Origin of the sequence: Pseudalkalibacillus sp. SCS-8 (genome assembly GCF_040126055.1) — a bacterium.
Classification (GTDB): Bacteria; Bacillota; Bacilli; order Bacillales; family Fictibacillaceae; genus Pseudalkalibacillus; species Pseudalkalibacillus nanhaiensis.
The window spans coordinates 3,427,798-3,442,989 of sequence record NZ_CP143541.1 but is presented as its reverse complement, the minus strand read 5'-3'; the positions used below and the strand labels follow the sequence as shown (position 1 = coordinate 3,442,989).

Annotated in this window: 15 protein-coding genes; 13 read left to right on the top strand and 2 right to left on the bottom strand. The window is 44.9% G+C overall.

Going from position 1 to position 15,192, the window contains the following annotated elements; genetic code table 11:
* Nucleotides 1-669: 669 nt before the first annotated feature.
* Nucleotides 670-1,194 carry a DUF2529 family protein gene (locus tag V1497_RS17790; protein WP_349408848.1) on the bottom strand — a complete coding sequence of 175 codons (525 nt, stop codon included), beginning with the start codon at nt 1,192-1,194 and terminating at the stop codon, nt 670-672.
* Nucleotides 1,195-1,362: 168 nt separating this feature from the next.
* Between V1497_RS17790 and V1497_RS17785 the strand changes: the two genes are divergently transcribed.
* The 9 genes from V1497_RS17785 (at nt 1,363) to V1497_RS17745 (ending at nt 10,002) form a co-directional block, all read left to right on the top strand.
* Nucleotides 1,363-1,731, top strand: a complete 369-nt coding sequence (locus tag V1497_RS17785) for a response regulator (RefSeq protein ID WP_349408847.1) — start codon at nt 1,363-1,365, stop codon at nt 1,729-1,731.
* A 269-nt stretch (nt 1,732-2,000) separates the two neighbouring features.
* Nucleotides 2,001-2,864 carry a class II fructose-1,6-bisphosphate aldolase gene (gene fba, locus V1497_RS17780; RefSeq protein WP_349408846.1) on the top strand — a complete coding sequence of 288 codons (864 nt, stop codon included), beginning with the start codon at nt 2,001-2,003 and terminating at the stop codon, nt 2,862-2,864.
* Between the two features lie 151 nt (nt 2,865-3,015).
* Nucleotides 3,016-3,669, top strand: coding sequence for a fructose-6-phosphate aldolase (gene fsa, locus V1497_RS17775; RefSeq protein ID WP_349408845.1), 654 nt, complete (start codon nt 3,016-3,018; stop codon nt 3,667-3,669).
* Between the two features lie 109 nt (nt 3,670-3,778).
* Nucleotides 3,779-5,065, top strand: a complete 1,287-nt coding sequence (locus tag V1497_RS17770) for a UDP-N-acetylglucosamine 1-carboxyvinyltransferase (RefSeq protein WP_349408844.1) — start codon at nt 3,779-3,781, stop codon at nt 5,063-5,065.
* Nucleotides 5,066-5,274: 209 nt separating this feature from the next.
* Complete coding sequence (gene glpX / locus V1497_RS17765) at nt 5,275-6,246, top strand: class II fructose-bisphosphatase (protein ID WP_349408843.1); 972 nt, start codon at nt 5,275-5,277, stop codon at nt 6,244-6,246.
* A gap of 359 nt (nt 6,247-6,605) precedes the next feature.
* Nucleotides 6,606-7,889, top strand: coding sequence for a transcription termination factor Rho (rho, locus tag V1497_RS17760; RefSeq protein WP_349408842.1), 1,284 nt, complete (start codon nt 6,606-6,608; stop codon nt 7,887-7,889).
* A 93-nt stretch (nt 7,890-7,982) separates the two neighbouring features.
* A complete protein-coding gene (rpmE, locus tag V1497_RS17755; protein ID WP_349408841.1) occupies nt 7,983-8,183 on the top strand; it encodes a 50S ribosomal protein L31 in 201 nt (66 codons plus the stop codon).
* A gap of 436 nt (nt 8,184-8,619) precedes the next feature.
* Nucleotides 8,620-9,234 carry a thymidine kinase gene (locus V1497_RS17750; protein WP_349408840.1) on the top strand — a complete coding sequence of 205 codons (615 nt, stop codon included), beginning with the start codon at nt 8,620-8,622 and terminating at the stop codon, nt 9,232-9,234.
* A 300-nt stretch (nt 9,235-9,534) separates the two neighbouring features.
* Nucleotides 9,535-10,002 carry a hypothetical protein gene (locus tag V1497_RS17745; RefSeq protein ID WP_349408839.1) on the top strand — a complete coding sequence of 156 codons (468 nt, stop codon included), beginning with the start codon at nt 9,535-9,537 and terminating at the stop codon, nt 10,000-10,002.
* A 325-nt stretch (nt 10,003-10,327) separates the two neighbouring features.
* Here V1497_RS17745 and V1497_RS17740 read toward each other — a convergent pair whose 3' ends face one another.
* Nucleotides 10,328-11,662, bottom strand: coding sequence for a CoA-disulfide reductase (locus tag V1497_RS17740; RefSeq protein WP_349408838.1), 1,335 nt, complete (start codon nt 11,660-11,662; stop codon nt 10,328-10,330).
* A 124-nt stretch (nt 11,663-11,786) separates the two neighbouring features.
* Between V1497_RS17740 and V1497_RS17735 the strand changes: the two genes are divergently transcribed.
* From V1497_RS17735 to spoIIR, 4 genes are all read left to right on the top strand, one after another.
* Nucleotides 11,787-12,116 carry a hypothetical protein gene (locus V1497_RS17735; protein WP_349408837.1) on the top strand — a complete coding sequence of 110 codons (330 nt, stop codon included), beginning with the start codon at nt 11,787-11,789 and terminating at the stop codon, nt 12,114-12,116.
* A gap of 309 nt (nt 12,117-12,425) precedes the next feature.
* Entirely contained in the window at nt 12,426-13,496 is a 1,071-nt protein-coding gene (prfA, locus tag V1497_RS17730) for a peptide chain release factor 1 (protein ID WP_349408836.1), read from the top strand.
* Nucleotides 13,497-13,504: 8 nt separating this feature from the next.
* Nucleotides 13,505-14,362 (top strand): peptide chain release factor N(5)-glutamine methyltransferase, encoded by an 858-nt coding sequence (gene prmC / locus V1497_RS17725; RefSeq protein ID WP_349410874.1) that lies wholly within the window; start codon nt 13,505-13,507, stop codon nt 14,360-14,362.
* Between the two features lie 112 nt (nt 14,363-14,474).
* The gene (gene spoIIR, locus V1497_RS17720; protein ID WP_349408835.1) at nt 14,475-15,119 is read left to right on the top strand and encodes a stage II sporulation protein R; all 645 of its coding nucleotides are present in this window, start codon (nt 14,475-14,477) and stop codon (nt 15,117-15,119) included.
* The last annotated feature ends 73 nt before the right edge of the window (nt 15,120-15,192 follow it).

Here is a 15,192-nt window from a genome sequence, read left to right as displayed (position 1 = left end):
TATATGCCCCGAAATTAGCATTTCCACGTTTTCGGGGCACATAAAAGAGGTTTATATGCCCCGAAATCAGCATTTCCACGTTTTCGGGGCACATAAAAGAGGTTTATATGCCCCGAAATCAGTATTTTCACGTTTTCAGGGCACATAAAAGGGGGTTATATGCCCCGAAATTAGCATTTTTCACGTTTTCGGGGCAGATAAGAGAGGTTTATATGCCCCGAAATTAGCATTTCCGCGTTTTCAGGGCACATAAAAGGGGTTATATGACCTCAAATGAGCATTTTCGTGTTTTGAGGTAAGGATAGAAGTTTTTCTCGTATCCCAAAAGGCTCCTTAAAACCAAAACAAGTTATGAACATTCCGACGCTGGTTGCGGAATGAACATAACTTGTAAGGTCCTTACTGCCACAGAATATGTAGCCGCCATACAGCCGAGTGGAAGTATCATTACGGGTAATGATTGTTTGCGTTCAAAGCTTGAGGGAGGAGTTGGTAGACTCTGCTTAAAAAGGGAGGGGGAGGTCGGACTGTAGGTTAAGGCGAAAAAGAGTGACTTTTGTCACACTTTATACATAGGTTTCTCCATCTTTTTACAGTTCTCCTGCTAAGATATTAAAAAAATACAAAAAATTTAATTCTTTTAAAATTTAGGCGTGGTTCTATGGAGGATTATCCTTCATTCATTCCGTATTCTTCAAGCATCTCTGATAAAGTGAAGAAGAGCGCATAGTACACATAAAGGGCACACATGAAAGTCGGATAACCGATTCGTCTCCCTTCATCATCCGGAACGAGTCCTTGAAGAAGCTTCGTATCAATATGAAACTCATCCGTACCAGGTTCTTCGCCTTTCTCCACTGCACCGACCGTTATAGTGGAGGTCCCAGCAGACTTTGCTTGGTCCAATAATTCAGTCAGCCGCTCGTCATCTGTTGTTTTTATAAAAATGAGCAGTGCATCTTCAGGTCGAAGCTCAACTTCGTTTGTATAGGGCAACATGGAAGAGATTCGCTCCTCGCTTTCCATAATGACGTGAGGGATGCTTTCCAGTTCATTAAATCCTTTTATGTACACCTTTCCGTCACCGATTACAGACTGTGCGAGAAGGCGGGCGCAATCCTCAACCCGCTCTTCCTCATGTTCTTGTATCTTACGGAAAATCCCGAATAGTTGAGTCGTGAATATTTTCAGCATGTCAATCACCTCCCGATTAGTATAACGTTTCGTCACGAAATCATAAAATTTTAAAATGAATGGTAGATTTTGACGATAGAGCAGGAGTTTTGAAAAATTAAGCGAATCTTGTAAAGAGATATGTACAATGGGCATTAAAACAACAAGGAAGCTAGGGTGTGATAAGGAATGAAAGCAAAGATACTGATCGTGGATGACCAGTATGGTATTCGAATCCTATTGAATGAAATTTTCAAAAAAGAAGGATATAAAACCTTTCAAGCTGCGAATGGAGTCCAAGCCCTTTCAATCGTAAAGAACGAAAAGCCGGACTTGTTGATCCTTGACATGAAGATTCCAGGAATGGATGGATTGGAAATCTTACGAAGAGTGAAAAAAGTGGACAGCGATGTTGGTGTCATCATCATGACGGCATATGGAGAGCTGGACATGATTCATGAAGCGATGGAACTAGGTGCAATCACCCATTTTGCGAAGCCTTTTGATATCGATGAGATCCGGAAGGTCGTCAAGGAAAATTTACCCATACGCTCATAAATCGCGTAACAAAGAGAATAATAGGGGTTGATTCAGAAGCGCGACACCTCGGTATGACAATGTTCACTGTGAATTTGTCTGCAGTAGGATAGGAGAAGGCTTCGGAGTCAACCCTATTTGTGTATGCATTGCGGTTTTTAACTAAAATTGATATGCTATAATTGTTTTTATAAGAAATGAAATCATTGTGCGAGCGCCTTACATACGTAAGACTGGCACTTGAATAAAACGGGTCGACAAAAACCCGAAACACAAGGAGGAAATTGTCAATGCCTTTAGTTTCAATGAAGGAAATGCTTGAAAAAGCCAAAGCGGAAGGTTACGCAGTTGGTCAATATAACTTGAATAACCTGGAGTTCACTCAGGCGATTCTACAAGCTGCAGAAGAAGAGAAATCTCCGCTTATCTGTGGTGTCTCTGAAGGAGCAGCACGTTACATGGGTGGCTTCAAAACGGTTGTCAACCTTGTTGAATCCCTTATGGAAGAATACAATGTGACAGTTCCTGTTGCCATTCACCTTGACCACGGTTCAAGCTTTGAAAAGTGTGTACAAGCGATCAATGCTGGATTCACATCTGTTATGATCGACGGCTCTCACTATCCACTTGAAGAGAACATCGCATTAACGAAGAAGGTTGTAGATGTTGCACACGCTGTTGGTGTATCAGTCGAAGCGGAATTAGGCCGTATCGGCGGACAAGAAGACGATGTGATCGTTGATGATGCAGAAGCAGCTTATGCGATTCCAGCTGAGTGTGACCAATTGATCCGTGAAACTGGCGTTGATTGTTTCGCTCCAGCTCTTGGTTCTGTTCACGGACCTTATAAAGGTGAACCGAACCTTGGATTCGATCGTATGAAAGAAATCAGTGAGTTGACTGGTGTACCACTTGTTCTTCATGGAGGTACAGGTATTCCGACAAAAGACGTCAAGAAGGCGATCTCTTTCGGACATGCGAAAATCAATGTAAACACTGAAAGCCAGATTTCAGCTTCAAAAGCTGTACGTGAAGTGCTTGCTGAAAAACCTGAGCTTTATGACCCACGTAAATACATGGGACCAGCACGTGAAGCCATCAAGGAAACAGTTAAAGGCAAAATGCGTGAATTCGGTTCTTCGAACAAAGCGTAATTGATCAATTCTATCTCATGATGCTTAAGGAAACCGTTCTTCGGTTTCCTTAAAAGCATTGTTGGAATACATATCCCTCCACCCCAAATTAAACCCACGAATAGTTAAAACTGCTTTCGAACGTTTTAAAACACAAGGAGTGAAACGACCCATGAAATTTTTTATTGATTCAGCGAATGTTGATGAGATTCGCGAAGCCCATGAGCTTGGAATCTTAGGAGGCGTAACGACAAATCCTTCATTAGTCGCAAAGGAAGGGGTCGATTTTCATGATCGTTTACGTGAAATCACCTCGTTCGTCTCTGAATCTGTAAGTGCAGAAGTAATCGGTTTGAAATATGAGGAAATGATTGAAGAGGGGAAAGAGTTAGCTGCAATCGCCCCTAACATCACAGTAAAAGTACCGATGACAAAAGACGGCTTGAAAGCGGTCAAAACGTTCACGGAGCTTGGGATCAAGACGAATGTAACGTTGATTTTCTCAGCGAACCAAGCTTTGCTAGCTGCACGTGCAGGAGCAACCTACGTTTCGCCATTCCTTGGTAGACTTGATGATATCGGACAAGACGGACTCTCTCTCATTTCTGAGATTGCAGAGATTTTCAATATCCATAGGATCGAGTCTCAAATCATCGCGGCATCGATTCGTCATCCGATCCATGTTACGGAAGCAGCGTTACGTGGTGCGCACATTGCAACGATTCCGGCCAAGGTACTTCATCAACTGATGAACCACCCATTGACAGATCAAGGGATTGAAAAGTTTTTGGCTGATTGGAATAAGAGCCAAGGGAACAATGGATAATTTCAGATTTTTTCCTAGGTAAATTATGGATGAATAAGGATTTTTTGCTTACAATAAGTGTAACGTGTCATGACTTCTTGATTATTGGAGACGAAGAAGGGAGAAACAAATGGAGAAATTAATGATCGAGGGTGGACATCCCTTAGAAGGAACGGTACAGATCAGTGGAGCCAAGAATAGTGCAGTAGCGCTGATTCCTGCTGCAATCCTGGCTGATTCGACCGTTACGATCGACCATCTCCCAAACATCTCGGACGTCGGCATCTTACGTGATTTATTAGAAGACATCGGTGGTGAAGCACATCTGGAGAACGACTCCTTGATTGTGAACCCAGAAAATATGATTTCAATGCCACTTCCGAATGGGAAAGTGAAAAAACTGAGAGCCTCCTATTATTTAATGGGTGCAATGCTTGGGCGATTCAAGAAAGCGGTCATCGGTTTGCCAGGGGGATGTAATCTTGGCCCTAGACCAATTGATCAGCATATAAAAGGATTTCAAGCACTAGGTGCGACGGTTACGAATGAACAAGGTGCAATCTATCTCCGTGCCGATGAACTTGTCGGTGCAAGAATCTACCTTGATGTCGTCAGTGTTGGAGCAACGATTAATATCATGCTTGCTGCTGTCCGTGCCAAAGGACGGACCATTATCGAAAACGCAGCGAAAGAACCTGAAATCATTGACGTTGCAACGCTACTATCCAGCATGGGTGCGAAGATTAAGGGAGCAGGAACAGATGTGATCCGTATTGATGGTGTAGACAGCCTGCACGGCTGCCGTCACTCCATCATCCCAGACCGTATTGAAGCTGGAACGTTCATGATCATGGCGGCTGCAATGGGGAACGGGGTCACAATTGATAACGTCATTCCTCTTCACTTGGAATCATTGATTGCCAAGCTGCGAGAAATGGGAGTTCATATCGAAGAATCCGATGACTCTGTTTTCGTCAAACGAGATCGCGAGTTCAATGGTGTCGATGTGAAAACGCTCGTTTACCCTGGTTTTGCGACCGATTTGCAGCAGCCATTCACAGCCCTTCTGACGAGTACAGAAGGAACAAGCATCGTAACCGATACGATTTACAGCTCTCGCTTCAAGCATATTGATGAATTGAGACGTATGGGTGCGAATATCAAGGTGGAAGGTCGCTCGGCGATCATCAATGGACCAACACCGCTTGAAGGTGCTAAGGTGAAAGCGACAGACTTAAGAGCAGGTGCTTCACTCGTGGTCGCAGGCTTGATGGCAAAGGGCGTCACTGAAATCTCGAACATCGAACATATTGATCGGGGTTATGAAAACCTTGTCCAAAAGCTTAAAGGCCTTGGAGCGAAGGTTTGGCGTGAAAACTTCGATGTTGAAGAACTCAATGAAGTGAACCAATCATAAACTCGTGTAACATTTACAAGGTGTACCAGGACCGATACTTGGTACACTTTGTACTGTTAAGGGATTGTTGGTCTGGTTGGTAGATTGGTGCGAGACGCATGTGGAAAGTTCCCGAATTAAGCGATAACCAACAATGAAATGTAGCAGAGCACCATCGTAAAAAAGCAAGTAACGAATAAAGGAAAAATGGAACCGTAGGGGGAATAGGTATGGAAAGAAGTTTATCAATGGAGCTTGTCCGTGTTACAGAAGCAGCTGCTCTAGCCTCTGCCCGATGGATGGGAAGAGGAAGGAAGGAAGAAGCGGATGATGCGGCGACCTCTGCAATGAGAGACGTCTTCGATACAGTCCCGATGAAGGGTACCGTCGTAATCGGAGAGGGAGAAATGGACGAGGCTCCGATGCTTTATATCGGAGAAAAGCTGGGAACCGGATTTGGTCCGCGTGTCGATGTCGCGGTCGATCCACTCGAAGGAACGAACATTGTGGCAAATGGAACATGGAATGCCCTCGCTGTCCTTGCAGTTGCGGATCATGGCAACCTTTTGCATGCACCAGACATGTACATGGACAAGATTGCAGTAGGTCCTGAGGCTGTCGGAAAAGTCGATATCAACGCTTCGGTATTGGATAACTTGAAAGCGGTCGCAAACGCAAAGAACAAGGACATCGAAGACATTGTCGCTGTCATCCTTGATCGCGAACGCCATCGGAAAATGATCGATGAAATCCGGGAAGCAGGAGCTCGTATCAAATTGATCCAGGATGGTGATGTTGCTGCAGCCATCAATACAGCGTTCGAGGATACAGGAGTGGATATCCTCTTTGGTAGTGGAGGTGCCCCAGAAGGCGTCATTGCCGCAGTTGCGTTGAAATGCCTCGGCGGTGAGCTTCAAGGGAAGCTTTTGCCTCAAACAGAGGAAGAGCTTGCGCGTTGCAAGAAGATGGGCATTGAAGATATCCATCGTGTACTTCGAATGGAGGACATCGTCAAGGGTGATGATGCCATTTTTGCCGCGACTGGTGTAACGGATGGCGAGCTTTTGAAGGGTGTCCGGTTCAAAGGAGCGAGTGGAACGACTCAATCCGTCGTCATGAGGGCGAAATCCGGTACAGTCCGCTTTATCGATGGGAAACACAGTTTGAAGAAAAAACCGAATCTGGTCATTAAACCAACCTGATTCCAAAATATACAATGCCGCTTGTAAAGGGCGGCATTGTGCTTCTTTTCACCTAATGGTACTGATGAAAAAGGCGCTCCAATACTTGGTGCTTGCAATTTTCTTGATTATTGCAGCTGATTTTGGGTAAAATAAGAGTATCTATTGCTTTTTTGCTTCAATTACTTCTTTCAACATACACTTCTAATTAACGTTTTCATTCCTTCCAAGGCGTGTCCCTATAATAAAACGTTCCAAAAAACGAAATCTATGACGAAAGTATAAGTACAGCTGAGGTCTGTCGAAATTAAACCCATACATTCAATTTCATTATGTAACGATGAAATGATTGATTAAATATGCATGAAAAGTGGTGTACTATGTCATTTAATTTATCACAATTAGAAAATATGAAACTTAAGGATCTCTATGAGAGAGCCAAGGAACTGAAAATTTCCTATTACAGTAAGCTGACGAAAAGGGAGCTTATTTTCGCCATTTTGAAGGCGCAAGCTGAAAAAGAAGATCTTTCCTTCATGGAAGGGATTCTTGAAGTCATCCCGACAGAAGGGTTCGGCTTCTTACGTCCGATCAACTATTCTCCAAGCTCAGAGGATATTTATATTTCGGCATCCCAAATCCGTCGTTTTGATTTGCGAAATGGGGACAAGGTGTCCGGTAAAGTACGACCGCCAAAGGAGAACGAACGGTATTACGGACTCTTGCATGTGGCGGCTGTCAACGGTGAAGATCCAGACACGGCGAAAGAACGCGTCCATTTCCCAGCATTGACACCGTTATACCCAGAGCAGAAGATGACGCTCGAAACCTCTGCGAAAAATGTGTCGACAAGAATCATGGACATGATTTCGCCGGTCGGATTCGGACAGCGTGGATTGATTGTCGCACCGCCGAAAGCCGGTAAGACGACACTTTTAAAAGAAATCGCTCATAGCGTCACGACGAACCATCCTGACACAGAGCTGATCGTCCTATTGATTGATGAGCGTCCAGAGGAAGTAACAGACATCGAGCGTTCTGTTCAAGGCGATGTTGTCAGCTCGACATTTGATGAAGTGCCTGAAAACCATATCAAGGTTGCTGAGCTGGTACTTGAGCGTGCGATGCGTCTCGTTGAGCACAAGAAGGATGTTGTCATTCTGATGGATAGCATTACTCGTTTGGCACGAGCATACAACCTTGTCATTCCGCCAAGTGGACGAACGTTATCTGGTGGTATCGACCCTGCTGCGTTCCATAAGCCGAAGCGTTTCTTCGGGGCTGCCCGTAACATCGAGGACGGGGGAAGCTTGACGATTCTTGCGACCGCTCTTGTCGAGACAGGCTCTCGCATGGACGATGTCATCTATGAAGAGTTTAAAGGAACAGGGAACATGGAGCTTCATCTTGATCGGAAGTTGGCTGAGCGCCGTATCTTCCCAGCTATCGATATTCGCCGTTCTGGAACACGTAAAGAGGAAATGCTTATTGCGAAAGAACATCTTGAGCATTTATGGGCGATCCGTAAAACCATGGACGACTCATACGACTTTATCGAGCATTTCATGAGACGAGTCAAGAAAACGAAGACCAATGAGGAATTCTTCCACATGTTCGAGAAAGAACGATACGGTGGACAAAGCAAAAAAATGACCGTAAAATAGTTTGTTGAATTTTGGCTGGAAAATTGATATACTACCTCATGTGTGCAAATAACTCTGTTCCTAAGGGGATCAGGGCAGAAGGAGATGAATAGGATGAAACAAGCAATCCATCCAGATTACAAAAAAGCGAAAGTCTCTTGTGCTTGTGGAAATGAATTTGAAACAGGTTCGATCAAAGAAGATATTCGCGTTGAAATCTGTTCTGAATGTCATCCGTTCTACACAGGTCGTCAGAAGTTTGCTGACGCTGGTGGACGTGTTGATCGCTTTAAGAAAAAATACAACCTTAAGTAATAAGGTCTTTAAACAGGCAGGGGATCGCCCTCTTGCCTGTTTTTTACTTCTTAATGATGATTGTGGAAGCTCATTCTATAGGCTTAAGTAGCCGTTTTTTTGGTTTTTGTAGATGATTTTTGATTTTTGTAGATAATTTTTCATTTTTGCAGATAATTTTTAGTTTTTGAAGATAAATTTATTTTTTTGTAGATAATCTCTAATTTTTGTAGATGTTTTGATTTTTTTCGTAGATCTTCGTTAAATTGGTTGAAATTAGAGCTAAAAACGTCTGCGATACATGGTTTTTGATGTCAAAAACCAATTTTTTTGTCAAATTGATGAGAAAAAAGATCAATTTATATACTTATGATTTGTTACAATATACAAAGAATACATAGAGAGAAGAATTCGGAAATTTTTACGTTTAAGGAAAGTGGCGAAGGGAGATACGGACATGTACGTAATGAAAAAAGATGGTTGGGTCGAACTGATCTGTGGCAGCATGTTTTCGGGGAAATCAGAGGAGTTGATCCGACGTGTTCGCCGTGCCACGTTCGGAAAGCAGAAGGTACAAGTCTTCAAGCCATTACTTGATGATCGATACAGTAAAGAAGAAGTGGTTTCTCATAACGGGACCTCAATAATTGCGCTTCCGGTCAAGGATTCAGCAGAAATTTCAAACATCGTTTCATTCGACACGGAAGTCGTCGCGATTGATGAGGTGCAGTTCTTTGATGAGGAGATTGTAGAGGTCATCCAACAGCTCGCGAACAGTGGCAAGCGTGTGATCGTCGCCGGACTTGACCAAGACTTCAGAGGAGAACCGTTCGGCTTTGTGCCAGATCTGATGGCAGTAGCGGAGAGTGTGACGAAGCTTCATGCTGTATGTCTCGTTTGCGGAAGTCCCGCGAGTCGTACACAGCGCTTGATTGATGGCAAACCAGCCTCCTACAACGATCCGATCATCCTGGTCGGAGCATCGGAATCATACGAACCACGCTGCAGACACTGTCACGAAGTACCTGAACATCCCAAAATGCGCACAGAAGAACAACCGCAAACAAACTGAACGAACAGAAAAATCAGTGAACACCCAACAGTAAAAACGTAAATAAGGCTGAATAAGGAAGGAACCGCACCCGCGGTTCCTTTTTTGAATTGGCAGTGGTGTCAGGCACTTCCGAAGAAGCCTTGCGGGCCAAGGAGTTTGAGTTGGTGTCAGGAGTTTCAGATGGTGTCAGGCACTTCCCAAAAAGCCTTGCTGCGCAACGGCTTCAAAAAGTGCCTGACACTGTGACAATTCAATCCATTATTTGTCACGGGAGTTGGTTGGATTCGGGGTTATGCTAAACATACGGGGGTGTATATCTTGAAAAAAGCAGTCTTTCTTAGTGCATTGACGCTCTTAGCTGCTTGTTCACCGATGGAGCCTCCAACAACGGAGGAGATCGCCAGCAAAGAGCCTTCTGCATATGAAACGAAAGAGAACAAAAATCCTCTCGTAGGTCACGGGATCATTAATTATCACGCGACCAACCGGCAACCGAATCGGAGCTATATTTCCGAGTCGAACCAGAATCCAAACAGCTATCGGAATTTGACGTCTAAGCGTTTTACGATCAGTGATGATCAGGATAAAATCCGTGAAGCTGTGAAAGATGCGACGGGTCGGAATGCCCAGTTCGTGTCGATCAATGGGAATCATGCTTGGATCCATGTGAATGCGCCTAAGGATTCTTCAAAAAAGCAATTGAAGGACATGAGGAATGAAATCAGAGATGCGGTCCAATTAGCAGTTCCCCGATACAAATTTCATATCCGCTTAGATACACGATAGCTAAAGAAAGGGGCGACCACCCTTGGTCCGCCCCTTTTCCTGTCTGGTTTTTTATTTTATAAAACCGGAATGCCGCGTTTGGAGAGTATTTGGTCCAATTCGGATAGTAAACGCATCATATCGGATAGTATTTGCTCCAAATCGGATAGTAAATGCACTAAATTGGATAGTAAATCACTAATTTCGGATCGTAAACGCCCAAAATCGGATCATAAGTGGCTGAGTGTTCAGCTAAGCCCAGTCCGAGTACTCCGCCATCAACTGTTTAGCTGTCCCTCAACCCTCGTTCACCATCAAATCAAAATCCCCTAAACGCTCTCCAAGCTTACCGTTTCGCTCTTCTTGCAGCCTGTTGGATTGGATCCCACACACCGTTGTATGGAGGCGCATAGCTCAAATCCAGGTCCTCAAGGTCGTGCAGGCTCATCTTGTGGAACAGCGCCATTGCGAGGACGTCGACGCGCTTATCCACCCCGTGCTTACCGATGAATTGGCCGCCAAGAAGGCGTTGGTTTTGCGTGTTGAAAAGCAGCTTTACATGAAGCTTTTCAGCGCCTGGATAGTAGCCTGCGATATCCTTCGCTTCAGTCGTCACCGTATCATAAGGGAAATTCAACGCTTTCGCCTCACGTTCAGACAGGCCGGTTCGTCCCAAGGTGAGATCCATGAACTTGATCACCGACGTTCCGACGATCCCTTGGAATGCCTTATGCTGGTCAATCATGTTGATTCCTGCAATACGCCCTTGCTTGTTTGCCGTTGTACCGAGCGGAATGTGGTCGTTGGCTTCTTTTACCCGGTGATAGTGGGTCGCACAATCCCCGGCAGCATACACGCCCTCAACGTTCGTCTTCATATAAGCATCAACAATGACTGCACCTTTTTCATTCATGTGCACCGGGGTTTCAGAAAGGAAGTCCGTATTCGGTTTAACGCCGATCGCAATCAACACGAGATCGGACTTGTAAGTATTCTTATCCGTCACGACGGCTTCGACTCGGCCATCTCCTTCAAAAGCCTCAACCTGTTCGCTGAAACAAAGCTCAACGCCATGCTTTTCAGCCTCTTTATGAATGTAAGCTGCCATATCTTCATCGAAAATTTTAGCTACTTGTTCGTTCCGCTCGATAAGGCGCACTTTTTTACCAAGATGAACGAAGCTCTCCGCCATTTCAAGCCCGATGTAGCCTCCACCGATGACCGTTACCTGCTCGACGTCATGATCGAGACTCTCCATGATCGCCTTCGCGTCCGGGATGGTTTTCAGCGTATGGATGCCATCCAGGTCCTTCCCGTCCCAATCGGGTACGATCGGGCTTACGCCAGTCGCAACCAACAAACGGTCATAGTCATATGTAAAAGATTCACCTGTTTGTGTATTCTGACCACTTACCATCTTGTTTTCGGTGTCGACATTCGTTACCTCATGGAACACCTTCGCATCAATTCCGTACTTCTCCCTGAAGGTTTCAACATCTCTCGCAATCAGGTCCTCAGCTTCCGGAATCAATCCGCTGATCACATAAGGAAGGCCGCATTGACCGTATGAATAGATGTCGCCTTTTTCAAGCGTCGTAATCTTCGCATCCGGGTCATTTCGAACAATTTGCATGGCGGCACTCATGCCAGCAGCATCCCCGCCGATAATCACGTAATTCATTTGCACGACTCCTTTCAATGAATAAGTTCTATATCTTAGTATGTCAGATCTCTTCTTCTTTCATTATACACTCAAGAATGCCCTTTCACGTTCGAATCTTACATGGTGAAAGGGGTTTTTGCACATGCTATACATCGACGCCAACGGAAGCCAATGGGGAGGCGAAGAACCGGAAAATCTGCCTGCGCTATTGAAGCGTTTGAAAACCGAGCCATTAGACCCGATTTATGAAGAAATGGGTAATTTCATCGTCCCTTATCAACCAAGTAAGTGGACATCGGAAAACAAACGTTTTCAAGGCTGTACGCATTTTTTCGGCCATTTCGCTACATCCTCGCACGTATTCAGCATCATAACCGATGAGCAGGTGGTCATTGAATCGTTGACCGCTGCAATCCGAATGAATCAATGTCGTTCTGATTATGAACAGATTAAGTATAATGCCAAGATCTAAACAGCACCTGTAAAACCATACCCGCATACATAAATCCTGAATCTGAAAAGACATCGTCTGCGCAAAATTCCATATAAAACCTGCAAATTCAAACCAAACTGTACTTTGACGACCTCCTGGACGTATACTATAATGTTAATGTTAAGCAACTTTTTGATACGTGAAGAAAAGTAGGACCTGGGGTTCGAAGAAGTTTTGTCTAGCATCAGCGCCACTATACTTGGACCACTTCATGTCGAAGTCAGTACGCCAAGGACAAGTCAAGGCGCTTCCGCTTTTCATAACGATAAATTGGGATGGTGAACAGGTGTGTTAGAGCGATTACAAGCTATTGAAGATCGATATGATAAATTGAATGAACTTTTGAGTGATCCTGATGTAATCAGTGATTCGAAAAAGCTGAGAGAATACTCGAAGGAACAATCGGATATCGAGGAAACGGTAACGACGTTCCGCGAGTATAAAGAAGTGACAGAAGAACTGGAAGGCGCAGAGCAAATGCTTGAAGAGAAGCTCGATGCTGAAATGCGCGAAATGGTCAAAATGGAGCTTTCTGAGCTGAAGGAGCGTCATGAAGAGCTTACTCAGAAATTGAAGGTTCTCTTGTTGCCGAAAGACCCGAATGATGACAAGAACGTTATCATCGAAATCCGTGGAGCAGCTGGCGGAGACGAAGCCGCTCTATTTGCTGCGGATTTATATAAAATGTATAGCCGTTATGCTGAAATGCAAGGCTGGAAATCGGAAATCATCGAAGCAAGCTACACGGAGCTTGGCGGATATAAAGAGATCATTTTCATGGTTAACGGTGCAGGTGCGTATTCCAAGCTGAAGTATGAAAACGGCGCGCACCGTGTGCAACGTGTTCCGACGACAGAATCTGGTGGACGAATTCATACATCTACAGCTACGGTTGCGGTTTTACCTGAAGCGGAAGAAGTTGAAATCGACATCCATGAAAAAGATATCCGCGTCGACACGTTTGCATCAAGTGGACCGGGTGGACAGTCCGTCAACACGACGATGTCAGCTGTTCGACTGACGCACGAGCCGACAGGAATCGTCGTCTCCTGTCAGGATGAAAAATCCCAGATCAAGAACAAGGAAAAAGCGATGAAAGTACTACGCGCTCGTATTTATGATAAATTCCAGCAGGAAGCAATGGATGAGTACGCGGCGAACCGTAAGTCGGCAGTTGGGACAGGAGACCGTTCGGAGCGTATCCGTACGTACAACTTCCCGCAAAACCGTGTAACCGATCACCGTATCGGCTTGACGATCCAAAAGCTCGATCAAATCCTGCAAGGAAAAGTGGAAGAATTCATTGAAGCGTTGATTCTTGAAGAACAGACGAACGCGATGAAACAGGCGGAAGCATAATGAGTCGAATGAATGTGATTGAAGCCCTCCGTTGGGCTTCTTCTTTTTTAAAACAAAAGAATCGAGAGCCTAATGCGGCGGAATGGTTGCTTTGCCATGTCCTGCAAATCAGGCGGAGCGAGATGCTGTCGTCCTTTGAGCGTGAGTTGACGGAGGAACAGCAACTCCAGTTTAAGACGTTCGTCGAACAGCATGGTGAGGGTATACCGATTCAATATTTGACGAAGACGGAAGAATTTTATGGGAGGCCGTTTACGGTAAGCCCTGAAGTCCTGATTCCGAGACCTGAGACAGAAGAGCTTGTCCTATCTGTTCTGGAGCGAATTCCCAGCTTTTTTAAAGGGAAAAAGGACCTCCGTGTAGTCGATATCGGAACAGGCAGCGGAATCATTGCAACGACGTTGAAGCTTGAGAAGCCATCATTCGAAGTGACTGGCATCGATATTGCTAAAGCCTCACTGGATGTGGCGCGTCAGAATAGTGAGAGGCTTGGAGCGGAAGTCCGCTGGATGCAGGGGGACCTGCTACAGCCGTTCCTGGGATCTGGTGAGAAGTTTGATATCGTCGTTTCAAATCCTCCGTATATCCCTGAGTCCGACATCGAAACACTTGATGAAACCGTCAAGGCGCATGAGCCGATTAGGGCGCTTGTCGGAGGAGAAGACGGCTACTACTTTTACCGGAAGATTATCCGGCAGCTGCCAGAGGTCCTCAACGACCGTGCGTTGGTTGCTTTTGAGGTCGGTTTTGATCAAGGGGACAAGGTCGCTTCCCTTTTAGAGGAACAGTTCGGTGAAGATGTCGAGACCGAAGTGCTCATCGATATCAATGGCAAACAACGGATCGTCATCGGTAGGATCGAGTAAACCAAAAGAGGACAATTCAGGGAAAAATACTAGAAAAGAAATTAAATAGATTACGAGTATAAAAATTCCGATCGTCGTCCACACTGTTTACCAGAAAGGGTGTGGGTGAGAGATGAAACGGAAAACAATCGTAGCGATGCTATTGATTTTGATGATAATGGTCGTATTCTATGAAACACAAATAAAGGTAGCGAATGCTTCATTCAATGATATTCCAGAGCAAATGATTCCAGAAGAATCGATCCGATTACGTATCCTTGCAAACAGTGATTCTGCAGCTGATCAGGAATTGAAACGGTCGATCCGCGATGAGGTCAACCGACAGATCACAGAATGGGTTTTTGGAATCGAATCGCTGGAGGACGCGAGAGCAATCATCAAGCGTGAGCTCCCATCCATCAAACAAATCGTCCAGCAAGCGTTGACGAATCAAGGCATCAAGGAAAGCTTTTCGGTCGATTTCGGAAACGTCGCTTTTCCAACGAAGCTTTACGGGGATTTCATCTACCCTGCGGGTGAGTACGAGGCTGTATTGATCTCAATCGGAGAAGCGAAAGGCGCGAACTGGTGGTGTGTATTATTCCCGCCGCTATGCTTCCTCGACTTTGAAAATGGTGACGCTGTTGAATCCGAAAATGATGAAGTCCAAGCTGTGGACAATTCAGGCGAAAAGCTTGAGAAAGATGCAGAAGTGAAATTCTTCGTCTTCGAGCTTTTTGAAAAAATTACAATCGCACTCGGGAATCTATTTGCCTAAACTAATAGATTCCTTCTTCTTTTACATGTGAGAAGTGATCTCTCGTTTGAGCGGACACTTCTGCTTTTTATAA

Bases quoted from the DNA above. Each gene is read 5' to 3' on its own strand.
- V1497_RS17790 (WP_349408848.1), bottom strand. From the start codon at position 1,194: ATGCTGAAAATATTCACGACTCAACTATTCGGGATTTTCCGTAAGATA.
- V1497_RS17785 (WP_349408847.1), top strand. From the start codon at position 1,363: ATGAAAGCAAAGATACTGATCGTGGATGACCAGTATGGTATTCGAATC.
- fba (WP_349408846.1), top strand. From the start codon at position 2,001: ATGCCTTTAGTTTCAATGAAGGAAATGCTTGAAAAAGCCAAAGCGGAA.
- fsa (WP_349408845.1), top strand. From the start codon at position 3,016: ATGAAATTTTTTATTGATTCAGCGAATGTTGATGAGATTCGCGAAGCC.
- V1497_RS17770 (WP_349408844.1), top strand. From the start codon at position 3,779: ATGGAGAAATTAATGATCGAGGGTGGACATCCCTTAGAAGGAACGGTA.
- glpX (WP_349408843.1), top strand. From the start codon at position 5,275: ATGGAAAGAAGTTTATCAATGGAGCTTGTCCGTGTTACAGAAGCAGCT.
- rho (WP_349408842.1), top strand. From the start codon at position 6,606: ATGTCATTTAATTTATCACAATTAGAAAATATGAAACTTAAGGATCTC.
- rpmE (WP_349408841.1), top strand. From the start codon at position 7,983: ATGAAACAAGCAATCCATCCAGATTACAAAAAAGCGAAAGTCTCTTGT.
- V1497_RS17750 (WP_349408840.1), top strand. From the start codon at position 8,620: ATGTACGTAATGAAAAAAGATGGTTGGGTCGAACTGATCTGTGGCAGC.
- V1497_RS17740 (WP_349408838.1), bottom strand. From the start codon at position 11,662: ATGAATTACGTGATTATCGGCGGGGATGCTGCTGGCATGAGTGCCGCC.
- V1497_RS17735 (WP_349408837.1), top strand. From the start codon at position 11,787: ATGCTATACATCGACGCCAACGGAAGCCAATGGGGAGGCGAAGAACCG.
- prmC (WP_349410874.1), top strand. From the start codon at position 13,505: ATGAATGTGATTGAAGCCCTCCGTTGGGCTTCTTCTTTTTTAAAACAA.
- spoIIR (WP_349408835.1), top strand. From the start codon at position 14,475: ATGAAACGGAAAACAATCGTAGCGATGCTATTGATTTTGATGATAATG.